This window comes from Nostoc sp., assembly GCF_036917775.1.
GTDB lineage: Bacteria > Cyanobacteriota > Cyanobacteriia > Cyanobacteriales > Nostocaceae > Nostoc.
This window is the reverse complement of record NZ_JBALEQ010000048.1, coordinates 18,597-42,857: the sequence shown is the minus strand read 5'-3', so window position 1 is coordinate 42,857 and position 24,261 is coordinate 18,597. Positions and strand designations below refer to the sequence as shown.

The window sequence follows — 24,261 nt, the reverse complement described above, 5'->3', positions numbered from 1 at the left end:
TAATTAAATATGAGTTGGTCAGATATTCCTAATCTTTGGGTTCCCTTGGTGCTTTTAGGTTTAATTATTGTCGCTGCTGTATTTTTTAGTCGTAGCAATTGATTACTAAAGTATTACAGTTGAAGTGGAGGTATTAGCTCTATGTTCGCTGTTGTCACACCCGATACAATCCATTTGCCTCCAGGTGCAGTAGTACGCCTACCCGGAAGTTGGCAAGATTATCAAGCACTGAATAAACAGTTAGGCGATCGCTCTTCCCCTCGTATCAAGTATCGAGATGGAGAAATTCTCTTGATGGCACCGCTACCAGAACATGGGCGAAAAGTAAGTGTAATTGCAGATGTAGTCAAAGTTTTGCTCGACCATCTAGGGCGAGAATACGAGGCATTTACCCCAATCACAATGGAACTACCACAGGAAAGTGGTATAGAACCAGACTACTGTTTTTATATTGAAAACTGGGAGGCAATTGCAGGTAAAGATCGCATCAATTGGGGTGTTGATCCATCTCCCGATTTGGTGGTAGAGATAGACATCACCAGCTACACGGATGTAAATGACTACCTGCCTTATCGAGTACCAGAAGTTTGGTTGTTCAGGAAGAACCAGCTTGTAATTTACAGATTGCAAGGCGATGTCTACACTGTTGAAAGCAGTAGCCGTTATTTTCCTAATATCAATGTGTCAGAGATAGTCACAGAGTGTTTAAAAATTGCCTACGAGCGTAATACTAGCGCCGCAATTTGGGAATTACGACGGAAGTTGACGAGTGAGAGTTAAAATTCCTACCTTGCGATGCTTGCTAGGACTACATACGTTTTAAATCTTGTAACACTTCGGCGGCTGATTGATAGCGATCGCTAAAATGATAGCAAACCATTTTATCTAAAATGACCGCCAATTCTTCCCTAACTGGCACTGTATGCCGCCACATCACATTCCCCGTTTCTGGATCTGGGTAGAGTTCTTGCGGTGGTATCCCAGTTATGGCTTGAATACCAATCATTCCTAAAGCGTAAATGTCACTACATAGACGGGGATGACCTGCAAATTGTTCTGGAGGTGCATAACCCCTTGTCCCAATGGCTACTGTGGCTAATTCTGTTTGGTCGCTAGTCGGCGGTTGCATTAACTTGACTGCACCAAAATCAATCAATACCAGCCGATTATCTTGAGCGCATCTAATAATATTAGTTGGCTTGATATCACGATGAATCACTCGATGCTGGTGAACAAATTCTAGAACTTCTAAAACTTGTTTGAACATCTCTATGACAAATGATTCGCTTTGTACATCCTGCACAGGTGGTAATTCTTCACTTAAAGTATGTCCTTCGATATATTGTTGAATTAAATAGAATTCTTGGTCATCTTCAAAATAAGCAAGTAGTTCAGGAATCTGATGATGTTTACCCAAAGATTCTAATATTTCAGCTTCACTATGAAACAACCTGCGAGCAACTTGCAAAAATCGTGTATCTTGACGGGCTGGCATTAACTTTTTAACTACACAAGTAGGATTTCCCGGTCGTTGAGTATCCTGTGCTAAATAAGTCCGACCAAATCCACCTGAACCAAGAACTTGAGAAATTTTGTAGCGTCCACCCAAAAGCAAATTACCTGATTTTATTTCTGGTGAATCAACTGGGAGAGGAAAACCAAGAGACGAATCGGGAATTGCGGTTTTGTCTTCTAAGAGTACATTTAATTGTGCGATCGCTTCTTGTTGTTTTTCAACTTGCAGAATAATCACCTGAGTTTGTCGCTGATTTTGGTAGCTAGTATAAGCAATCACACAAATACTACTAACAACCAAAGTAAGAGCAGAGGGAATTAAAGGCACCCATCCAGCTTGCAAAAACAAACCAACGCAGATTCCTACTAACCCAAGTAGAGTTGTTCCTCCCACCACTAGCAACAGCAAGGGATTTTGCCACCGCCATACGATAATTCCCCCTAAAAGCGACCAACCCCACATCCAAATAAATTCTGCCCAGTCGGGCCAATACCAAATTAGAGGTCGCCCATCCAACACTGTACTGATGAGTTGACTTGCTATCTGTGTATGAATAAACAGAGCAGGCATTTTAGCTGCCTGATCCGGCAAAGTGCTGTAGGGTGTATAGAAACCACCAGGAGGGAGATTAGCAGCCGTAGTGCCAATAATTACAAGGCGATCTTTAACTAAATTGGGGTTGACTCGGCCACTAAGAACATCTCTTAAGGTTACTTGGTCGGCGAGGCTGTTGGGGTGACGGTAATTTAATAATATTTGATATCCATCTGCGTCCAGATGTTGATAGCTACCGGAATTAGGTTGTAAACGCGGAAAGAGGGTTTTACCTAACTGTAATTCTTTTTTATTAGTAAACTTGTATTCAATACCTTGTTTTTCTAGATAATTAATTGCTATTAGCGCCCCAAATGCAAATGATGTTGTACATTTATTGTCTGTAGAGTAAGCAAATAACAAACTACGGCGGAGAACTTGATCATTTTCATTGTCAGAAACAACATCGCTAAACCCAACATTATCTATAGGAAAATTAGTCGGTGGTGGAATTTCATCTCTACCCACACTGCTAAACAAACAAGTGCTGACAATATTATCTTGATTTGGGAAATTAGTTGCCAAATTGTTGTCTTCTGGTTGGAAAAGATATAAACCAACAATTCGCGGTTGATAAGACTCGATTTTTTTTAATAGCTGATTAATTTTCCGATCTGATATAGTCCATTTCTCTCGTTTGAGATCGTCGTCAGTGATTTTTACTAGCAAAATCCGCCGATCGGGTGCTTGTGCTGGACGCGATCGCAACATTTCATCATAAACTCTTAACTCCCAAGGCTGTAACCATTTGAGTTCCCGAATTCCCCAGATAAACACGGTAACTCCCGCACTGGTAACTAAAATAATTTGCAACCAGCTTTTGTTCTTGGAAGTTTCACGGGAATCCTGAACTTTGATAAAAGGGACACGGAGTTTTTTTAATAGTCCACTAATCACAGCGTTGCGGCAGTAGCCTGAATTGGGTAGATGTTGCAGGCGGAAAAGTTAATTTTCGGACTCTAGGTTAAAAGCTAATTAACCTGAGCTTCTCTATTAATGTAGCAATTTACTTGTTGGTGAGAAACCTTGGCGTATTTCTACTCTTAAAGCAAGCTGACGCGCAGCATCAACTATAGAAATAAGCGATGTCTAAGACAGGCTATGACGCTAGTTCGCTCTTATCCTCTCCCATTGTTCGCCATCGGAGTCGCGCAATGGCACTAATCATCTGTTTGAGATGTTGGAGTATCTTCAACAGCACTGGCAATAGAGAAAGAAATAGGATTAGTAGATGGTGTTAGTGAATCTAACCGGGGTTGTTCGAGCGATGCTTCGATACTTGGATCATCAAAATAGGAGCCAACAATCTTATCATAGTTAGAAGCAACAGCTAAAAAAGCGCCACCCAAAATATAGATAGGTAGTGGCAAATTAAATTCTTGCAACCAGTCAAATAATTCCGCCAAGGCAAACAGCACTAAAAAGCAAGCAAGCCAAACTCTCATATTTTCTATCTCCTAGATTGAAACAACTCTATTAATAGCTTAAATAGCTTGCATGATAGTTGATGTAGTACATAACCATCAAATTACAACCTTTATAACCATAGATAGGTGCATTCAGAGTTATAGCATCTGCTATATTGCAATATCTTGTAGGAAAATAAAAATATATTTAGCTTATGCCTGCAATCAAACAGCCAAGCATTGCACTGTTGGTTCGTGAGACTCGGCAGTACCTCAAACTATCACAGGTAAAACTGGCAACGATGTTAGGGGTTTCATTCCACACTGTAAACCGATGGGAAAACGGACGAACACGACCTTCGCCACTTGCTATGAAACAAATTGAACAGCTATTATACCAGATGGGAGAACCTGGTGAAGCACTTTTAACGAAATATTTTTAATGGTAAATGTAACACCAGTAGCATCATAGATGAAGTACTAGCACCCCATTCGTGATAAATTAATGCCAAGCAAGTACTTTCAGCCTGATTTCACAGGCATCTTGCCAAATCATTAGAGCAAGGTAAATTAGTAGAAGCGATCGCTATAGCTGAATAAACCCGGCTCTATGTGATGTCGCTTTATACTTCAGGTGTGTGATGCTCCCTAAAATACTCTGGTGTACACAGAGATGTGTGTACACCGAAATAAAATGCTTGGAAGAGAAGTCCTTCCAAAATTATTGCATTGGTGTTCTAGGTATCATATCTGATTAGTTTCTATTTTTCACTGATCAATGTTGGTGGAGTAATAGCTGTATATTCTTGGGATGTCAGCAGTGCTTCTTGAACATCAATCTTTTTAGGTAAGATTTTTTCGTTATAAAATAAATCGGCAACATTTTGTTGAGCTTTCATCAATTCTGGAGTAATTCCTTTTAATCGATAATTAGCACGTCCAGAAATTATTTCTTGAATGGGTAAATCAATTTTAAGTACAGGTGCTATGAGTTTGGCTACTTCTTGACGATTTGCTTCTGCCCATTGACCATTTTTATCAATCTCTTCCAAGATAATCCGAAGTAATTCGGGATTTTCCTTAGCAAACTCCCGTGTTCCTACATAGTATCCGCCTGGAGTACCGATATTTGTCGCATCACGCAGTACCCGCGCACCGTGGAGTTTTTCTACCAAAGCTAAATGAGGATCACCTGTTACCCAAACTGGAATAGTGCCCTGAATAAATGCACCACGGGCTTCGACATTGGGCATACTTAATACTTGAATATCACTATATTTTAAGCCTACTTCTTTTAAGGCTTGAATGATAAAATAGTGAGATGCAGAACCTTTTTGAAAGACTACTTTTTGTCCTTTAATTTGCGCCAAAGTCTTAATTGGAGAACCTTTAGGAACTACAATTGCACTTCCTTTCCCGGAAGTAGCAGTAATTCGTCTACCAGCAAGATAGACAATTCTTGCACCAGCAGCTTGGGCAAAAATAGGAGGAGTTTCTCCAACTGAACCGACATCAATTTTGCCGACATTCATCGCTTCCATGAGTTGCGGCCCTTGGGCAAATTGTGCCCACTCCACTTTAACACCCAAGGGTTCTAAACGCTTTTCTAAAACTCCTCTCACTCTAACTAAGTCACCAGAGCTTTGATAACCCATTCGTAGAACTTTTGTTTTCAAAGCAATGGTTTTTGTTGCTGCTGGATCTGCTTTTGGTTCAGTTGCACTATTTGTATTTTCACTGGGCGATGTACAACTAATTAATGTGGTAGATAAAGCCAAAAAGCCAGGCATTACCAACAATGCAAATTTTCTGATAATTGGTGAAGTTTTTATTACCATATTGTTCAACATTTTTACGACTCCAGGATAAAATAATCTTTCCTATCAGGAAAAGAAAAACTTTTAAATGATTTAAGCTTTCTAAAGTTAATAATTTCCTATTTAGATTTAATTGATTCTGGTATAAAAGCCGCATATTCTTCTGGGGTTAATACACCATCTCTAACATTAACCTTCTTTGGTAAGAGTCCTTGGCTATACCACAAATCGGCAATTTGTTGTTGCTTATTGATAACCTCTTCAGTAATTGGTAGCAACCCATAAACTGATTTAGCTTGAATCTTCTTCAAGGTAGGAATATCAATACCAACATCAGGGGAAACGAGTTCTGCTAATTTATCGGGATTCTTTTTAGACCACTCATCTGCTTTTGTCAGCTCCTCCAGAAAAATTTTGAGAACTTCAGGATGCTCTTTCGCAAATTTACGCGAGGTAGAATAAAATCCCCCTAAATCTTGGAGTCCTTGCCCATCTATTAATACACGACCAATATTTTTTTGTACGGCTCTTGTAATATATGGTTCCCAAGTTACCCAAACATCAAGTCCACCCTGGCTAAAAGCAACATTTGCATCTGGAGGTGGTAAGAAAATAGATTGAACATCAGTAAGCTTTAGCTGATCTTTTTGTAATGCTTTCAGCAAAACATAGTGAGCAATAGAAGCTTTTTGAAAAGAAACTTTTTTGCCTTTAAAGTCAGCAGCACTTTTAATTGGAGAGTTTTTTGGCACTAAAAAAGAAACACCTTTACCATTAAATGCTGTAGTTACTACATAGACAAGTGGTGTACCTGCGGCTTGGGCAAATATGGGCGGTGATTCTGCTGTGGCTGCAATATCAAGAGAACCTGCATTTAATGCTTCTAAAGCTTGTGGCCCAGCAGCAAACTCTAACCACTTGACAGTAAAATTCTTCGCTGCCAAACTTTTTTCTAGAGTTCCCTGTTTTCTCATAACTGCAAGTGAACCAAGCTTAGAAGAAACAATTCGCACTTCTTGCTTTTGGGGAGTATTAGAAACTGATTGATTTTGAGCATCTGTACTAATTGCAGATGCTTGGTTCTGAGTTGTTTTATTTTGTTGGCTGCAACCAACTATGCTGATTGGGATTGTTAGGGAGAAAGCAGCTACAAGTAAAGATAGATAGTTATGTTTAATTTTATATTTAGCTTTTGTTTTGATAGTTAGGCTTTTATTAGATATCAGATTTACTGTCGGAACGAAAGGCTTTAAATTCTCAATTTTCGCTTTTGTCGGCTTATTAATAGATATATGGAATTGCTGCAAATATTTAGAAAATGCCATAAAAATCTATTGTCTCCTTCAATAGAAAACTTTTTACTGTAATATTGCGTTTAACCAAATTGGTTATTAAATACAGTTGATATCTCAATACGCTTCAGTTATGGTTAACGCTCTTTGTCAAAGTCATTTTTTTAATTAACCGCAGAGGCGCAGAGTACACAGAGAGAAGAAAGAGAAAAAAATTACTTGACTGAACTGTATTGGTTTATATTTTATCGGATTTGGTCTTTGAATAAAGTGTTAATAAACACTACTTAGCAGAGATAAGAAGGTTTTTTGTAAATTTTCTTTGTGAATTTTCTTTGAGCAATATATGTTTTGATAACTTAGGTTAAATATAATTTATATTTGATTTATCAAAAATCTATACAACTCAAAAAGGTTTATCTATAATTTTTTTTAAGACTATTAATTCTCAGGATAAAGTCAGATTAATGTATAGATTTATTGTGATAGACTAAGTATTTATTATTGTCTTATTTGGGAACGAGGGTGGATAACTACCACCCCATTTTTAAAAGTAGATTTCAGCTTTTCAAGGCGTTATATCTGTCTAGATAATAAAATCTAAAAAGGACGGCTACCTGCAAGACTAACTCGCTTCAAAACCCGTCGCTCATTTGGATCAAATGCTTGACGGTAATGCAAGGTAGCTTGATTATCCCAGTAGACAATATCACCTACAGACCATTTGTGCTGGTAGTAGAATTTGGGTTGATTTAGATGCTGGCGCAACTGTTCAATCAATTTAGAACCTTCTTCTGGCTCTAACCCGACAATTTCAACTTCTGTCGCTGCATCTAAGTAAAGATGCTTTTTACCACTCTCTGGATGTGTCCTAACTAAAGGGTGGGGAAAAACAGGGCTTATTAAAGGAATATTTTTATCTAAACGATATAAAGAGCGGGGTGCATTCCGATCTCGCAAAAATGGGTTGTAGGTAATCAACTGCAAATCTGCAATCCGTTCTTTGGTGGTTTCATCTAACGCCTCATAGGCCAAATTTGTATTTAACCAATAAGTATTTCCACCATGAGTTGGTATTTCCAAAGCATAAAGCAGCGAACCACTAGATGGAGTGGGAGTCCATTTGTGGTCAGAATGGAAAGTGAGTTCTTTAGTACCGGTATAGCCGCCATCGACATTAGAAATCGGAATCACCACTGGGGTTTCTCCCGGTTTAGAAGCCAAGACTGGAGTTTCATCAGATGGTACAAAGAGTGCGCCAAAGTATAAAGCAAAGTTCAAAAGCTGTTCATCAGAGAGCTTTTGGTCTTTGAAGATCAAGATATGGCGATCGCGCAGAGCTTCCTTCAGTTGTAATATAACTTCAGGTGCGATCGCTTGACTGGCATCAATATCGGTGACTATCGCTCCCAAAGGAGCATCGATAGGACTTATTTTAACCTTGGTCAAAGTCGAGGTAGGCATAATATTCTCCTGTGCTTTAATTTTTTCTTGGGGATAACTACTTATTCGCTAATACATCTGAAGGAGTAATTTTGGCGTATTCTTCAGGGCTTAAAAAGCCATCTCTAACATTCACTTTTTTCGGGATAAGTCCGAGGCTGTACCACTTATCTGCAACTTCTTGTTGCTTGGTAATAGTTTTCTCAGTAATTGGTAGCAGCCCATAATCATATTTATTGTGCATTATTTCTAGAGTCGGTGGATCTAGCTGAGTTACAGGAGCAAGCAGTTGTGCAACTTCTTTGGGATGATCCTTAGTCCAGATTTCTGACTTTTCTAACTCCTCTAAAAATACTTTGATTACATCAGGATGAGCCTGATAAAATTGGCGCGAAGTTGAGTAAAAATTCCCAGTATCCCGCAACTTACCACCATCTGCTAAAACACGAGCTATTTTATTTTGTACATTTCTAGTACCGAATGGCTCCCAAATATACCAAGCATCCACCTTATTTTGGCTGAATGCCGCATTTGCATCTGCTGGTGCTAAGAAAACTGATTGGACATCACTCAGTTTCAACCCCGCGTCTTCTAATGCTTTAACTAATAGATAGTGGCCGATAGAGGCTTTCTGAAAAGCTACTTTTTTACCCTTCAAATCAGTAACGCTTTTAATTGAAGAGTTTGCAGGAACTAAAAGTGAAATAGCTTTACCACTAGGACGTGTAGTAGCTAGATAAACAAGAGGCGCTCCTGCTGCTTGTGAAAATACAGGAGGCGATTCGGCTGTAGATGCAATATCCAATCCATTTGCATTCAAGGCTTCTAGCTGTTGTGGCCCAGCCGCAAACTCAGCCCACTGCACTTTAAAACCCAAAGGCTCTAATCGCTTTTCTAAAGAACCCTGCTTTTCTAAAACTGCTAAAGCGGAAAGTTGTTTGGAACGTACAATCCGTACTACTTGTTTCTCTGTAGTGCTAGATACGGCCACCGACTCAGGGGAACCTGTTGACTGTTGAGTGTTATTTTTGGCTTCACTACAACTTGATAGGGTAGTCGATAGCATTAAGCAGTAGCCCAAAGCAAATAGCAAAGAACGACGTGTTGTTCTCGGGCTTTTTCTGAATTCAAACTTTCCTTTTAAAGCTGGCATGGGTTGTTTTATGATCTCCTCTAGGTGGTTAGAAAATGATGATTAATTGTTTTTTTGAAAACTCCAATCAGTAAATGTTTTTATAACTTCAAGAACTTTACTGATGAAATTAGGGAAGAGAGTGGGTATTACCCACCCCGCAACGACTCGAGGAACTGAAACTTTAATAGTTAGGAGGCAAAAATTTAGGAAGTGGAGTGAGAAAGGCTCACTCCAGTGTCGTGCTAGTGGAAGATTAAAATTTTTGAGTGAAACTCTGTATTTTTTGCTAGTGCTTCCAAGCGACTAGGATTGTAGCCTTGAGTTCTTCTGTGAAATGTCCAGATGGCTCAACTGCTAGCAGCGCTTCTCTGAGATCCTTTTCAAATGCTGGGGCATTATCACCATAGAAAATTTTCAAAGAGAAGGCTGTAGTGTATAAATAGCCGAGATAGCTATCGATAGTCCAAGATTTTTCAAATGGCACTTCATAGTTTTCTTGACGAGCAAAAGCTGAATTGCCAATTACGACTTCATGGGGAGGATCGACTGGCTTACGAGTCCCTTGTCCTCGTTGTCCAGTCCGCCGTTCTTCACCTAACCATTTTTTCACTACTCCAACAGCAGCTTGTTTCCAAGGTAGATTACTTTCCCAAGGATTATCACCAGTTTGAAGCAGTGCTAATCCACCATCATCAGTTAGCAATTCATAAATGCGTTCAAGCACTAGTTCGCGTTCCATCCAGTGGAAGGCTCTACCAATAGTAGTTAACTTAAATTTCCCTAAACTAGAGTCGATTAACTCTGCTCCTTGTTCTAACCAAGTAATATTATTTGCTCCAACTGCTGCTGCTTGGCGTTTAGCTTCTGCAATCATTTCTGGATCGGGGTCGATCGCCACAACTTCTTCAAATTGGGTTCGCAAACCAATTGAAATTAATCCTGGGCCAGTACCTAAATCAAGGAGTCGTCCTTGACCATTGAGATTAAATATTTCGGCTAGTTTATCAAATACAATCGGTGGGTATTTAGTTCTATATTGAGCGTAGCCTTCTGCGGCTCCCTCAAATAAACTTGGATCGTAGGTAGGAAGTGTTTTTAGTTGAGTCATATCAATTTTGGATTTTAGTAAAGGATTTCCAAAAATAAACGAACCACAGAGACGCAGAGAACGCAGAGGGAGGAGAAATAAAGAGGATCTTTGTGTCGGTATTTCTCTGTGTCCTCTGCGCCTCTGCGGTTCGTTCTTTCAGAGAAATGTAGAGTGGGCAAGGCCCACGCTACAAGTGAACAGAGGAAATGGAACATGGAACGTTGTAATTGTCCTTTGTCATTAGTCCTTTGCAAATGACCAATGACTAATGACTAATGACAGTTATTCCTTAGCCGCTAGATATTCGTTTGCGGCTTTCTCAACACCTGTGCCCTTGAAGAAGTCTTGATTGAGACTGGTGTACAACTCTAAGGGATGGATGGAGAGGAAATAGCGGAGGTCTTCTTCGGTAATGATTTCGCGTTCTGCCATTGAGTAAGCGTTGGCAGTAACGGCGGTGATATCTGGCACATCCCAGTGACCGGAGTCTGAACCTAAGAAGGCTTTAACGCGATCGCCAAAAGGATTAGCTGCACGATTAAAAGCTTGGCTGACACGGATATCGTCTGATTCTGTACCGAAGTAGAAATGATTCAAGAAGCGATCGCGCACATCTTCTGGTTTCTCTATTCCTGCTAGTTCAAATTCGTCGAGTTCGCCCGGATCTTCTGGCGCTAATAGTTGATGGTGGAATCCTAAACCATCACCAATTTTATCTAAGCGTCCATCTACAAGTTCGCCACCGTAGCGGGTGTACAACTCTACTAATGCTTCCTTGTCGATAATCGCAGGATTGTTATTTGACAACAAATGTTGTTTGTTGCGGGTTTCCCAATGCCAAATAATATCAGCGTATAGACTAGCACCCCAAGCTGAACCACCTTCTAAAAAGGCAAACTTCAATTGCGGGAAGCGGCGGGTAACTCCACCAAAAAACAGCGATTTGCATAATGCTTCGGCTGCAAAGGCAAAGTGATTAATGTGATTGTACTGGGCGTTGGTGACAGAACGCTGTGTTGTCCAACCTTGGCTAGAAGCGTGAGTTGTAGGTACAACTTTTAGTTCTACGCACTTAGCCCAGAATGGATCATAATCATACTGACTATCTAAGCCAAAGTTATCAATCCAAACTACTTCGTTAGCCACTTCTTTGCCATACTTCTCAAAGGCAGGAATTGGACGACGGACGTAACCGGGGATTTGAATTGCTTTGAGTCCGAGAATATTCACCGCATATTCCAACTCTGCAATCCCTTCTTCGGGAGTGTGCAGGGGAATAGCGGCGATGGGTGTTAAGCGATCGCTATAAGGACGGAAAATATCAGCATGGTAGGTGTTAACTGCCCGACAAACAGCCCGCCGCATTTCTTCGTTGCCGATATTTGGGGCCATTGTTGCCAAGTTAGGGTAGACAACGGCAAAGTCTGTACCTGCTTCTTCCAAGCGTTCGTGCAGCAACTTGGGCAAGCTAATAGTAGCCAAATTCAAAGTATTTTTTGTGGGACGACCCCACCAGTTAGGGCGATTGGTACGATAAGCAAAACGTTCTTCCCAACTTTGTTTGTACCACTTAAAACGGGAAGATCCTGGTAAATTCTCTTTGAAACGTTCGACAAGTTCAGTTCCACCAACTTGTTCTAAATAATCCAAGACTGCTGGTTCAAATTCTTGGGTATGTACATCGGTGTCAATGATCGGATAACCAAGTTTTTCCCGAATCTGAGCAGACCTGGTTTTTTGTGGGCGGTCTAGAGCGATCGTCATGATAGTTTACCCTAATTCATTCAAATTGTTTATGGGCATTGGCAAAGACGCAGGATCAATCCTTTGTAGAGACGGCGATTTATCGCGTCTCTTTCGCAGCCAAAAATTCATCTGCGGTTTTCTCCACAGCCGTACCTTTGAAGAAGTCACGATTCAGGCTGGTGTACAACTCCAAGGGATGAATTGACAGGAAATATTGCAAATCTTCTTCGCTGATAATCTTGCGTTCTACCATTGAATAGGTATTGGCTGCGATCGCAGTAATATCAGGTACATCCCAATGACCAGAATCGGAACCCAAAAAGGCTTTAACGCGATCGCCATAAGGATTAGCTTTCCGGTTAAAAGCTTGAGCTACACGGGTATCATCGGATTCTGTGCCGAAGTAGAAATGATTCAAAAAGCGATCGCGGATATCCTCTGGCTTGGTAACTCCTGCAACGGCGAATTCATCCAAATCACCTGGTTCTAGGGGAGATACTAAGTCAGCGTGGAAACCTAAACCACTGCCTAGTTGATCCAAACGACCATGTACTAATTCACCACCATAGCGGGTGTAGTATTCAAGCAGTTCTTCATAATTAACATTGGCGGGATTGTTATTTTCTACCAAATGCTCTTTATTGCGAGTATCCCAATGCCAAATCAAATCGGTGTACAAACTAGCACCCCAAGCTGCACCTCCTTCTAAGAAAGCAAACTTGAGTGTGGGGAAGCGGTGAGTTACGCCACCAAAGAATAAAGATTTACATAGTGCTTCGGCTGCCGATGCAAAGTGACCAATATGGTTGTATTGGTAATTGCTAATGGAACGCCGATTGATCCAGCCCATACCGGAAGAGTGGGTGGTGGGTACAACTTTCAGTTCTACGCACTTCGCCCAGAAGGGATCGTAATCATATTTACTATCCAAGCCAAAGGTATCAATCCAAATGGCTTCGTTGGCTACTTCTTCGCCATATTTCTCGAAGGCGGGAATGGGGCGGCGGATATGTCCGGGGATTTGAATTGCTTTGAGTCCCAGAATATTTACCGCATATTCCAATTCTGCGATCGCCTCTTCTGGCGTATTCATAGGAATAGCAGCAATGGGTGTTAAGCGATCGCTATAAGAACGGAAAATATCAGCGTGGTAAGTATTAGCCGCACGACAAACAGCCCGTCGCATTTCTTCATGACCAATGTGTGGAGCCATCGTTGCCAAGTTGGGGTACACAACGGCAAAGTCTGTCCCTGCTTCTTGCAAGCGTTCGTGTAACAACTTTGGCAAACTAACGGTAGCTAAATTTAAAGCGTCGTTAGTAGGACGAGTCCAGAAGGGAGGGCGGGCGGTGCGGTAAGTACGACGTTCATCCCAAGATTGTTTAAACCATTTAGAGCGAGATGCACCGGGTAAGTGTTCTTGAAAACGCTCTGCGATCGTAGTTCCAGCAACTTGCTCTAAATAGTCTAAGAATGCTGGGGGAAATTCTTGAGTATGTACATCAGTATCAATGATCGGATAACCAAGTTTTTCCCGGATTTGAGCAGACTTGGTTTTATGTGGACGGTCTAGTGCAATAGTCATAGCATTTTACCTGGATTTTCAAATGTATTGGTCAAGAGGGAAGCAGAAAGTTTACAGGACTTACGCAAAATAATGGAAAAACGAACCGCGTTCGCGCAGCGTCTCGTTAGAGAAGGCGCAAAGGACACAAAGGAATGAGAGTTTTAGAGAGTTATTGTGTGAGTCCTAAGTTTATAAGCCTGAAAGTTGAGCCTTTGAGCTTGGGAGTTGAGCCTTTGAACTTGAAAGTTGCACCTTTGAGCTTGGGAGTTACACCTTTGAGCTTGGAAGTTGCACCTTTGAGCTTGAGAGTTGCACCTTTGAGCTTGAGAGTTGCACCTTTGAGCTTGGGAGTTGCACCTTTGAACCTGGAAGTTGCACCTTTGAGCTTGGGAGTTGCATCTTTGAGCTTGGGAGTTGCATCTTTGAACCTGGAAGTTGCATCTTTGAGCCTGAAAGTTGCTCTTTTGAAAAACTTAATTACAGAAATTTGTTTTTCTTGCTCAAAAAAGTTACTGATTTTTACTTCCTCATCTCCCTCATCTCCCCCACTCCCCACTCCCCATTTCCTATTTTTCTTCAGCAACCCAGTCTGTTAATTTAAAGTCCGACTTTGCTAAACCCTGCGAGACTAAAAATTTCTTTGTTCCCTCTAAAAGTTTCACTCCGTCGGCTGGTAATGGTTCTTCTGATACCTGTTTGAGTGGGAACGATACTTTTATAATATCGATGGGATATTTAGTAGCTTGGGCATGGTACCGATAATATTCTTCAGAATTGGCTTTTAAATCCTTCGCTGCTTCTGTGAGAATTGCATTAAATTTCTGTGGGAAATCAGGCTGTTTTGCCAGAAAACTTTCAGTTGCTACAACTAATGATGTCCCTGAAAGACCCTTATGATTCGCCGAAGAATCAATCACTGGGAACCCTTGTGATTTCAGAAAAGGCCCTAGATCACTTGAAGTTGCATAAGCTGCTATATCACCACGTTCTAAAGCCGCTTTTGCCTCAGTAGTCATTAAGTGAACAACTTTTACATCCTTGGCAATTTTAGCTTCAGCTAATAGACCCAGCAGGTATCGGTGCATATAAGAGCCTTTTTGGGTGGCTATTTTTTCACCCTTAAGTTCAGCAAGCGATCGCGGGCCATTCTTTTTCGCTACTAACCAAGCAGTTGTATTAAATTGGCTGATCCGCAACAGTCGCGTTTCCTGACCCCTAGCTTTCAAAACTATGGCTGGTGTATCGCCTAAAGAACCAACATCTAATTGTCCGGCGACAAGCGCCTCATTTAGATCCGGCCCGTTAGGAAATCTTGCAAAAGTAATGTTTTTAAATCCCGCTTTTTGCAACTCACGTTCTAATATTCCCTTTTTCTTGGCCCAACCAAGTGATCCTGTAGGTTCTGAACTACCTACATAACCTATACGCAGCGTAGAAATATTATTGGATGCAGCAACAGTGTTATTAACATTAACAGCCTCAATAGATTGAGCAGATTTATTTTCGCCTTGGCTACATCCTGTAGTTACTAGCAGTAGGACACAAGCCACTGAGGTTGATAATCTCGTACCAGACATAAGGTATCTAGGGCGTGTTTTCAAACCTCTCGTTAAGCAACTTAGTCTTTGAAGATCCCCCCAACCCCCCTTAAAAAGGGGGGCTTTAGAAATTTCTTTTCCCCCCTTAAAAAGAAGGGCTTTAAGAATTTCTCTTCCCCCCTTAAAAAGAAGGGCTTTAAGAATTTCTTTTCCCCCCTTTTTAAGGGGGGTTAGGGGGGATCTTCGAGTTTGAAAACAGTCAATAGACTCAAAATACCTAATTCTTATAGGGCTACGTTCTGCTTCCTGCTTCTTGCTTCCTGCCTTTTTTAATGCCAGCATGACTTTTTTCTCCGCCGCACTATTTCATCTGCTTCAAAATTTGGAATGTTTGATCTGCTTTTGCTGTTGAAGTGCGTTTGTGTCCCCAACCGATGTTTTCCCGATAACTACCCAGTAGTCCAATTTCTGCTAATTCTGCCTCGTTGACTGAAGTTGTCACATCGCTTTCTGGTGCAACATAAAGGGCATCAACTGGACAATACAATTCGCACATATAACAGGTTTGACAGTCACTCTGTCGAGCAATGGTTGGCGGCGCATCAGGTACACGGTCAAACACGTTGGTTGGACAAATATTCACGCAGATATTACATTTTATGCACCGCGACTCGCTAACCAACTCAATCACACTGCTGCTCCTATTTTAGATAAAGGCTTTTCTGTACTTAGCGGCTGACTCTTCACCCAAACCTGATCTAATCCGCCACTAATTAGATGATGTTGCTGGTTAGCATCAAGTTCTGGATAGTCTTGATGTTTGTGCATACCACGAGTTTCTTTACGTTCAATGGCACTGCTGTACATCCATCGCGCTGTGGCTACCATTGCCGTAGCTTCTCGCGCCCGGATTAGCTCTTTATCTGATGTTACTTGGCTACTGCGGATTTCTTGCCAAAGATGATTTAGCTTACTCAAAGACTCGGTTAAGCCTTGTTCTGTACGGAAATAGTTCTTTTCGTAAGGGAATACTTCAGCTTGGACTGCTTGAATAATTTCATCAGTTGCTAAGGAGCAATCGCTCCCACTTTGTAATCCTACCTCTCCAACACCCTTAACATGGCGTTGAGTTTTATGTTCCCCCAAACTGCGGCTATATTCAGCAGCCGATTTCCCCGACCAATAGCCAGAAGATATTGCCCAAGCCGCATTATGACTACCACCGCCAGTAAATCCGCCACAAATCAGTTCCCGTGTAGCCGCATCTCCAGCCGCGTATAGTCCCCGTACAGAACTGGCACAAGTCTCATCGACAATCCGAATCCCCCCCGTACCGCGCACAGTTCCTTCTAGGCGCAGAGTCACCGGGAAACGTTGAGTAAATGGATCAATGCCTGCACGATCAAAGGGTAAAAAGAAGTTGGGCTGTGCTAAACGCATAGATGGCCGCATCGATTCCGCCGCTTTGTCTATGATGGCGTAAACTGGCTGTTGCAGTAAGGTCTGGGCAATTATTGACCGTCTATGAGAACTCGCACCCGGAATCACACTACCATCTTCGTAGGTGAAAGTTGCCCAATTATAAAACAGGGTTTTGGTAACTGAAGAAAAGGCGGGAGAGATGCCGTAAGCATTAGAAAACTCCATACCTGACATCTCAGCACCTGCTTCAGCAGCCATTAAATAACCATCCCCTGTCAGGACGTTGCATCCTAACGCTTTGCTGAGAAATGCACAGCCACCAGTTGCAATAATTGTGGACTGCGATCGCACTATCCATTTCTCACCAGTCTGACGGTTCACACCTGTTGCACCAGCAACAGCACCATCGTTATATACCAGTAGTTCTAAGGCGGGGCTGTTGTCTAAAATCTTGACTCCAGCCCGTTGAATTTGCCGCCGCATCAGCCGCATATACTCAGGCCCTTGCAGCGATCGCCGATAGGGTTTGCCTTCATCGTCGGTAGGGAAGGGATAACCCCACTCTGCTAACTGATTGACGTTTGCATAAGTCTGATCTAGTACCCGATCCATCCAGTTGCGATCGGACAAAAACCCACCCAACGATTCTCGACTCGCCTTTGCAGTTTCTCGTGCTTCTGGGTCAGGCGGCACATACCACACACCATTTCCAGACGCAGCAGCGCATCCAGTCGTACCACAATATCCTTTGTCTACCAGGACAACTTTTGCTCCACTTGATGCAGCACTCCAAGCCGCCCAAGTTCCAGCCGGGCCACCTCCAATCACAAGCACATCTGCTTCTAAGTCGAGTTCAAAATCGGTTGTTAACGTCTTCAGCATTTACCATTTCCCCCCATCGATAAAGTCTTAAGCATCAAGTCTTCACCCCATCGATGCTGCAAAATATTCAGAAATCTGTTTGCCCATTTACTTGAGGACTTCTCAGTAGCCTCTATTTATGGCTTATTTAGCCAGACTAACAATAAATCCTTTATCTTGATCGATAAACCGTAGTTTATTGATATAACAAAGCTTTTCACAGTTTGAGATAAAAAGCAAGCATTTTAACAAATTCAAATGTAAATTTATCAAAACAGAATTTAGGTGTCAGGACGGGCTAAACGTCCCGTTACCGCTAATAGAATTAATAATGAATTCTCTACAACGGAGGAACTAACTGCACAGATCCGAGAAAGAAAATGGGCAAGGGGCAGGGGAGACAGGGGGAGACAAAGAAACAAGTGTATTCGTAGGTATTTCGGTAGTAAAAATTACTAAAAGGTTCTCTTTCCTTCCCCCTACTCCCTGCCCCTTCGGTCAAAGCATTACTAGAAAACCCATATCTTTGAGTTTTCCCGATTAAAACCTAAAGACAGTACGAACCCAAGCAAATAAACTATCAGGATTGTTGGCATCAGAGTCCGGTGCAGTAATCCAGATTAAACCCGGTGTCACCTCAATATTATCTCCGATTTTATATTGGTAAAATGCCTCAACGTGCAGGGAGGTATCTTTGTCTGCTTGTCCAGCACCTGCTCCCAAATTTACACCCTGACTGAGCCTGGTAAGTTTCGGCTCCATACCAACTAAAATCCCCCCTAAAGCACCCTCACTAAAAAGATCCGGGAATGCCAGTCCTACGGCCCAATCCATTGCACTACCATCACCGCGCCCCAAATAGCGGTGCGCTCCATAACTTATCCACCCATTAATTGCCAACTTGGAATTAACTTGATAGAACGCCTGTAGTCCATAAAGATTAGCTACAGTTCCCGCTCCAGCTACGGTGCTGTTTACCAGGTTACTACCGACTGCTGGACCGAAGTTTGTTCCGCTTAGACCTTGGGTATTCGCTGGACTATAAGTATTGACGTAAGTTGCCGCCACCCGAAAATTCCGATTAGAGGAGTAGTAGATTATCTGTGCCAGAGCTAAATACCTGCCTGTAAATAAGCCATTATTAGCTGTGGGATTACCACCGTTTGGTGCGCTATACGCTATCCCCACTTGAACCTGTTTGCCTAATTTTTGGAGTATGGCAATGCCGGGCCCGCTATCTCCATAGTTATAGACTAAAGACCGCCGTGAAAATCGTGAAATCCCATTAGCGCCGGTTGCAGAAGACGATTCAAAATATGGATTGATAGGGCCAGAAAGACCTATCTCACTAGCTCCATCAGACAGAGCATAAATGTTAACTTGAGTGTCTGGATTAGGTAAAAAGCGATACCGCACGCCACCGAGGAGAATAGTATTACGTGCAAAGGTAATACTGGAGTTATCAGCAGTTCTCCCCTCAAAAGTTCCTAATAATCCAGCTCTTGTTTGTCCCAATGATTCAATATTTCCACCTGAGAGCGATAAGCTTAGTGAATCTTGACCGTTAAAACTAGTGTTTAACCGTAAAGTCGTTGAACCTTGAAGTGTGGTATTGCGAGGTGCAGGTCTTTTGGTAACGACATTATTGCCAGCCAAAACCGAGCCAAGAACAATCTGCGCTCGACCTATAAGTTTAGTTGTAGTTGTAAACTGATTTGCCTCTAATTTCGCAGTCCGCGTTTCCAAGTTATCTAAGCGTCCCCGAAATTGAGCAAGTTCTGGAGAAAATTGTTCTTGTAGTTTTTTGATGGCATCCAAGTCTTCTCGTTTGACCAAATCTGCCGTTGAAGTCGCTATTAATTCATTGAGGCGCTCTAAAGCAGCATTCAACCCAGCAGCAAATTCATATCGCGTTAGGGCACGATTCCCTTTAAATGTGTCATCTGTATATCCAGCAATTACACCGTAGCGCTCCACCAAAGACTGTAATGCTTGAAATGCCCAATCTGTCGGCAAAACATCTGACAATTGCGAGACGGATGTTACTTGTCCTGCTGCATTATTTGGAGCTTTTTTGTTAGTTGGCGGTACAGCTTGCAACAATTGCGAGACAGGTGTGACTCGTTCTGGGCTGGTAGCCTTTTTACTAGTTAGCGGTGGAATTGAAGTGTCTACTGTTTGATTGACAACTGCTTCTGGAGCTTTGCTCTCTTCTACTTCAGTAGTAGATACATCAGGTTTCGGCAGTTCAGCCTGGCTTTTGGCTGGATAAAAAACCAGGATAGCTAGAATATCTAGCAACAAAAGCAGAAATACTATGGATCTAAAATTCCAGCGAAAATTTGACATGACTCCTTAACTCCTCAACCTTAAAGATGAATAAACTAGCTCTCGATTAGACCGATAAGCCAGGATAAATCCTTGCTCTAATGTTTGCAGCAAATCATTAGAACATAGATTAAGCAAAGATTTTACTAACGAGAAAAGTATAAATCTCTGACAAATATCGAAATCACTACTAAACAGTTAGATGTAAAATTCAAGATTTACACTAAACTAGTAAGCTTGACGTTTTAAAGAATCCTAAAAACGTCTTGGATCAGACAATCACTGCCTTAGCAAATACTTTTCTCTTTTTAAGGGAAACTCAACCACACACTATATAAACTGATACCTCTGAGACATCCTAAAGTCTTTTTCTGGGCTTGTGCTGTATAAAATTCATCAATGGCTACTGACATTGACGAAAGCTTGATTTGGATGCAAGTGATTATTTGCCAAGTAACATTAATTGAAAACACTAATTTGTAATCAGCTATATTTTGACAGCATCAATTTTTATTTAAGTACGATAGTTCTATAGACTTACCGTACTTTGGTAGAATTATCTTTGCATAGACCTTGGTACAATGCAAGACCTACTAAATTTCCAAGAGGCGAAAATATATCAAAATTCTTGGCTAAGTCAACTCTAGCAACTGCGATCGCGTCATCGTGGCAAATAGTCAGTCGGTAAAAACGAATAAAAACAGCAAATTGCCCAAGCTGTAGATAATTTGGGCTACACAGGCGAATTATTACTACCTATCCAATACTTCTCGGTTGAGCATTTTTAACTCGGAATCAGGTTTGGGATAAAGGGTAAAGGTTAAAGGTTTTTTCTTTCCCTTTACCCTTTTTCCTTGAACCGAGAAGTATTGACTACCTATCTAGATTTTGAATAGTAGGATCTTCTAAATTATTTAGTTTGTCAGAATAGCTTGTTGAGTTGGATGACTTGTGATGAAAACCAGCTACCTCTGCCAAAGTATAAAGGGGTCTAGCTTTAACTTCTTCATAGATGCGCCCTATATATTCGCCTAAAATACCAACACTAACTAACTGCACAGAGCCGAGAAAGAAAATTGCCATCAAAATAATCGTGAACCCAGTTAAAGGCGAATGGGGAAGAAAAAGCCGCCAATACAAGATTAATAAAGCCATCAAGATGGCCGCCACTGCCGCTAATAAGCCTAAGTAGGTTGATAACCGCAGTGGCACTATTGAAAAGGATACTAAACCATTAATAGCAAGGGCCAAAGATTTGCTGAAAGTATATTTAACTTCCCCAGCAAAGCGGGGATCGCGCTCGAACCGAATTGCTGTTTGCTGAAAGCCAACCCAAGAACGCAGACCACGAATATAGCGGGTGCGTTCTGGCATAGAATTGAGAATATCTACGATTTGCCGATCCATTAAACAAAAATCACCAGTATCAGTAGGAATATCTACATCTGCAAGATTCTTGAGGATGCGATAAAAGGAGTAGGCGGTAAAACGCTTAAACCATCCTTCCTTGAGGCGTTGAGTGCGTTGAGCGTAAACGACTTGATAGCCCTGTCGCCATTTTTCAACCATGTCGGGGATTAGTTCTGGCGGATCTTGTAAGTCAGCATCAAGGATGATAATAACTTGACCGCGAACAAAGTTAAGACCGGCAGTAACAGCAATTTGATGACCAAAGTTACGAGCAAAACTCAGGTAGCAAATGCGTGGGTCTTTTTGATGGAGTTCTCGTATTAATTGTAAGGAGCGATCGCGGCTGCCATCATTGATTAAAATTAATTCGACAAGACCATCCATCCGATTCATTACTGCACTTAGTCTGCGGTAAAGTTCAGAAATAATTTCTTCTTCGTTATAAATTGGAACAATAAATGAATATTTTGGTAGCATCTAAAGATTCCGTTTAATTTTTAAACAGCCAAGCTGACAGATTACTTGTAATCATTAGGGTTTTGTTCTCAGTATACTTAGCAATACTCAAGTCAGATTGCTATAGCTATAGTTTATTTATTCTCAGGGTTAGTATCATTTGAAGAATTTGATTCTTTAAGACTTTCTACAGCTTTTTTTGGAAAACTCCGACGATGGCGATACCAAGTAGACCCTGCTACCAGTATTCCAGTTAAGCCTAAAGCGAGTACTAGCGGCAAAAAATCACCTGTATTGACTGCTTTCAAGCCAGAACTACCTAGTAATACAAAGGGCAAAACACTAGGAACAGTACCAAGTGTTGTACCTATAACATAATCTTTTAAGCTGATCGAAGTCAGTCCAGCAACAAAGTTTACTAAGCCATAAGGCATGATTGGTACTAGTCGGATGGCAAACATATAAAAAAGCCCTCCACGCCGTACCTCCGCATCCATAGCTTGCCAGCGTCCTGCTAGTCGTTTTGCAACTGTTTGCCGTCCAATAGTACGAGTAAAAACGAAAGCAATAATTGCGGCAATAATTGCTCCAATACTAGTCCAAACCGTACCCAGCCAAGGGCCAAAAATTGCACCTCCTGTCAAATTCAACACTGTTGAGGGCAGAACTAACATAGTTGCCACAACATACAAAGCAACATAAATAATCGGTGCCCAGATACCAGAAGCTTTCAGCAAAGCCTGAATTTGTGCTGGGTCAATGCCGCCAATTAGGTAGAATGCTATACCAGTTGCAATTATACAACTCAGTGTGAGTAGCAGAACACCTGTTTTCAAGTTCCACACTATAACTTTACTCCTATTTTTTTTAACCCTAACTTCTCTCCATTTGCCCTTTCGTTTTTCATTATTTTTAAAAATTCTGTTTTTGGAAAGCAGAGTAAATTAATGACTTAAAAAATAAGTGAATTTATTTGCTACTTTAGACAGTTAAATAGTACAGCTTTAGGCTAATTGTCACAACCCTTTATTATACTTAATTACAGTTTTAAAACCTCAAGCTTCTTAGACAAAGTAGATGCTTCCACATCAATCTTATTAGTATATTTATCTATCATATTTAATACAATATAACCTTGATTATATTCGTCTGATTCTCCTAAAAATCTCTTGATTTCATTTACTTTTGATTTCCAACCTTGGAAATAACATATAAACTTATTTTTTTTAGTTTCTACAACTACAGCACTTTGCGCGACTAACTGGTACAGTAGCAACAGTGAGAAAAGTAGTTTTGGAGTTGCTGACTTGAGCATAAGAGAACTCCTAGTGACAACAGTTGTACTACTGCCAAAATATTTTTTGGTGAAAACTTGCGGATAAATGCTTTGAGTTGCCACCAGAGATGTTCTATGGGGTTAAATTCAGGTGAATAAGGTGATAAATAAACTACCCTTGCGCCTACGGACTCGATCATTTCAATAATCCCCTTCATTTTATGTGCTTTGAGATTATCCATGACCACTACTGCCCCTTTCCACAATTTCGGTAATAGCTCTTGTTCCACAAATTTTTTGAAGTCTTCTCCATTCATTGATGTCCCTAATGTTTTGAGGGAGAGGATTGATTTGTTAGTAATAGCCCCCACTACGGTAACTCTGCTTCCGCGGTAAAATGGTTTGACATCATAAACTCTGTCTCCCTTTTTACTTCTGCCCATTCCTCTCGTTAATCCGAGTAATACGCCCATTTCATCTACAAAAACTAGGTCATCTGCAACAATATCTCGGACGCTTTCCCAGTAAGAAAGCCTTTCCCAATGTGTAATTTCTGTTCCTGCTTGACTACTTCGTACTGTTTTTTTTGAGGGTGAGCTTCTGTTTCTGAAGAAATCTGCACATTGCACTCTCACTTAACCTTACCCCTGTCTTTTCTTCCCAATACTCACAGTATTCGGCTAGGGTATAGTCTAGATGTTCTGCTACCATTTGCTCTATCTGTTGTTCATAACCAGATAGTTGGCTTAGTTTTCCTCCTGTCGCTACACTTGGCTCTAGCGTCCCTTTTTCTCGTTTTCGCTTCACGAGGTTTTGTACTGTATTTTTACTTACCTTGAATCTTTCTGCTACTTTGCGAATAGATGTATTTCCCGCTTCGTAAACGCTAATAATTTTTGAGCGCAGGTCTACTGAGTAGGGTTTCATCTGATTTTTTACTTTTATCTTCTCAACTACTGTACCAAACCGTTAGACAAAGTGCTGTATTACATATATATATGTAAGTTTAGGTTTTAAAGCAGATTCTTCTTGAGCTTTAATATCCTCGTCTGTAAGAATGTTTGTTCTTTTGTACTCAACTTTTGTATCTTTTGACATAAGTTGCATTTGAACTATTGCCGGAATAGTATCGCCAACTACAATAATTTGCTTGCCTTTCGGCTCTAATTGCTGTAATTGTTTACCTAGTTGTCTTGTAGTATGAGAGTATTTTTCTGACATTGGCACAGGATACGCGTTCGCGTAAGCGTCCCGCAGGGATGGAATTTTTTTAACTGGAAGTCCCTTAATCAAATGTTTGATTGTTTTCGCTAAACTAAAACACCTATTTTTTAAGCTGATGCTTTTTATTCTTGTATCTATTA

21 protein-coding genes and 1 pseudogene are annotated in these 24,261 nt (G+C 41.1%); 2 read left to right on the top strand and 20 right to left on the bottom strand.

All coding sequences use genetic code 11. The features are described 5' to 3' along the window. The first annotated feature begins 141 nt into the window (after nt 1–141). A complete protein-coding gene (locus V7K69_RS07505; RefSeq protein WP_335032853.1) occupies nt 142–780 on the top strand; it encodes a Uma2 family endonuclease in 639 nt (212 codons plus the stop codon). A gap of 28 nt (nt 781–808) precedes the next feature. On the opposite strand, the gene V7K69_RS07500 is transcribed toward V7K69_RS07505, so the two are convergent. Next, nucleotides 809–3,007: a CHASE2 domain-containing protein gene (locus V7K69_RS07500; RefSeq protein ID WP_335032851.1), complete on the bottom strand. Its 2,199-nt coding sequence runs from the start codon at nt 3,005–3,007 to the stop codon at nt 809–811. 263 nt (nt 3,008–3,270) lie between these two features. After that, the gene (locus tag V7K69_RS07495; protein ID WP_335032849.1) at nt 3,271–3,555 is read right to left on the bottom strand and encodes a hypothetical protein; all 285 of its coding nucleotides are present in this window, start codon (nt 3,553–3,555) and stop codon (nt 3,271–3,273) included. A 176-nt stretch (nt 3,556–3,731) separates the two neighbouring features. On the opposite strand from V7K69_RS07495, the gene V7K69_RS07490 reads away from it, so the two are divergent. Beyond that, nucleotides 3,732–3,959 carry a helix-turn-helix domain-containing protein gene (locus V7K69_RS07490; RefSeq protein ID WP_335032847.1) on the top strand — a complete coding sequence of 76 codons (228 nt, stop codon included), beginning with the start codon at nt 3,732–3,734 and terminating at the stop codon, nt 3,957–3,959. A gap of 318 nt (nt 3,960–4,277) precedes the next feature. On the opposite strand, the gene V7K69_RS07485 is transcribed toward V7K69_RS07490, so the two are convergent. From V7K69_RS07485 to V7K69_RS07405, 18 genes and pseudogenes are all read right to left on the bottom strand, one after another. Next, nucleotides 4,278–5,366 (bottom strand): sulfonate ABC transporter substrate-binding protein, encoded by a 1,089-nt coding sequence (locus V7K69_RS07485; RefSeq protein WP_335032845.1) that lies wholly within the window; start codon nt 5,364–5,366, stop codon nt 4,278–4,280. An 86-nt stretch (nt 5,367–5,452) separates the two neighbouring features. After that, nucleotides 5,453–6,658 (bottom strand): aliphatic sulfonate ABC transporter substrate-binding protein, encoded by a 1,206-nt coding sequence (locus V7K69_RS07480; RefSeq protein ID WP_335032843.1) that lies wholly within the window; start codon nt 6,656–6,658, stop codon nt 5,453–5,455. A 567-nt stretch (nt 6,659–7,225) separates the two neighbouring features. Next, nucleotides 7,226–8,089, bottom strand: a complete 864-nt coding sequence (locus V7K69_RS07475) for a TauD/TfdA dioxygenase family protein (RefSeq protein WP_335032841.1) — start codon at nt 8,087–8,089, stop codon at nt 7,226–7,228. A 37-nt stretch (nt 8,090–8,126) separates the two neighbouring features. Beyond that, nucleotides 8,127–9,221 (bottom strand): aliphatic sulfonate ABC transporter substrate-binding protein, encoded by a 1,095-nt coding sequence (locus V7K69_RS07470; protein WP_335032839.1) that lies wholly within the window; start codon nt 9,219–9,221, stop codon nt 8,127–8,129. A 268-nt stretch (nt 9,222–9,489) separates the two neighbouring features. After that, nucleotides 9,490–10,311 (bottom strand): class I SAM-dependent methyltransferase, encoded by an 822-nt coding sequence (locus V7K69_RS07465; protein WP_335032837.1) that lies wholly within the window; start codon nt 10,309–10,311, stop codon nt 9,490–9,492. Between the two features lie 264 nt (nt 10,312–10,575). Next, the gene (locus tag V7K69_RS07460; protein ID WP_335032834.1) at nt 10,576–12,057 is read right to left on the bottom strand and encodes an amidohydrolase family protein; all 1,482 of its coding nucleotides are present in this window, start codon (nt 12,055–12,057) and stop codon (nt 10,576–10,578) included. Nucleotides 12,058–12,136: 79 nt separating this feature from the next. After that, the gene (locus V7K69_RS07455; RefSeq protein ID WP_335032832.1) at nt 12,137–13,624 is read right to left on the bottom strand and encodes an amidohydrolase family protein; all 1,488 of its coding nucleotides are present in this window, start codon (nt 13,622–13,624) and stop codon (nt 12,137–12,139) included. Nucleotides 13,625–13,775: 151 nt separating this feature from the next. Then, nucleotides 13,776–14,162 (bottom strand): hypothetical protein, encoded by a 387-nt coding sequence (locus V7K69_RS07450; RefSeq protein WP_335032830.1) that lies wholly within the window; start codon nt 14,160–14,162, stop codon nt 13,776–13,778. A gap of 10 nt (nt 14,163–14,172) precedes the next feature. After that, entirely contained in the window at nt 14,173–15,183 is a 1,011-nt protein-coding gene (locus tag V7K69_RS07445) for an ABC transporter substrate-binding protein (protein ID WP_335032828.1), read from the bottom strand. Nucleotides 15,184–15,505: 322 nt separating this feature from the next. Then, nucleotides 15,506–15,835, bottom strand: coding sequence for a ferredoxin family protein (locus V7K69_RS07440; RefSeq protein ID WP_335032826.1), 330 nt, complete (start codon nt 15,833–15,835; stop codon nt 15,506–15,508). Continuing rightward, a complete protein-coding gene (locus V7K69_RS07435; protein ID WP_335032824.1) occupies nt 15,832–17,448 on the bottom strand; it encodes an FAD-binding protein in 1,617 nt (538 codons plus the stop codon). Before V7K69_RS07435 ends, V7K69_RS07440 begins: the two co-directional genes overlap by 4 nt. Nucleotides 17,449–17,967: 519 nt before the next feature. Beyond that, nucleotides 17,968–19,776 (bottom strand): iron uptake porin, encoded by a 1,809-nt coding sequence (locus V7K69_RS07430; protein WP_335032822.1) that lies wholly within the window; start codon nt 19,774–19,776, stop codon nt 17,968–17,970. Between the two features lie 852 nt (nt 19,777–20,628). Next, nucleotides 20,629–21,642, bottom strand: coding sequence for a glycosyltransferase family 2 protein (locus V7K69_RS07425; protein ID WP_335032819.1), 1,014 nt, complete (start codon nt 21,640–21,642; stop codon nt 20,629–20,631). Between the two features lie 113 nt (nt 21,643–21,755). Next, nucleotides 21,756–22,466 carry a TVP38/TMEM64 family protein gene (locus tag V7K69_RS07420; protein ID WP_335032817.1) on the bottom strand — a complete coding sequence of 237 codons (711 nt, stop codon included), beginning with the start codon at nt 22,464–22,466 and terminating at the stop codon, nt 21,756–21,758. A gap of 194 nt (nt 22,467–22,660) precedes the next feature. Continuing rightward, nucleotides 22,661–23,020 (bottom strand): hypothetical protein, encoded by a 360-nt coding sequence (locus V7K69_RS07415; protein ID WP_335032815.1) that lies wholly within the window; start codon nt 23,018–23,020, stop codon nt 22,661–22,663. Nucleotides 23,021–23,037: 17 nt separating this feature from the next. Next, nucleotides 23,038–23,370 (bottom strand): annotated as a pseudogene (locus tag V7K69_RS32910) (IS630 family transposase); the annotation flags it as partial. Between the two features lie 94 nt (nt 23,371–23,464). Then, complete coding sequence (locus V7K69_RS07410; protein WP_335032813.1) at nt 23,465–23,824, bottom strand: helix-turn-helix domain-containing protein; 360 nt, start codon at nt 23,822–23,824, stop codon at nt 23,465–23,467. A 42-nt stretch (nt 23,825–23,866) separates the two neighbouring features. Continuing rightward, nucleotides 23,867–24,118, bottom strand: a complete 252-nt coding sequence (locus V7K69_RS07405) for a hypothetical protein (protein WP_335032811.1) — start codon at nt 24,116–24,118, stop codon at nt 23,867–23,869. Nucleotides 24,119–24,261: the final 143 nt, after the last annotated feature.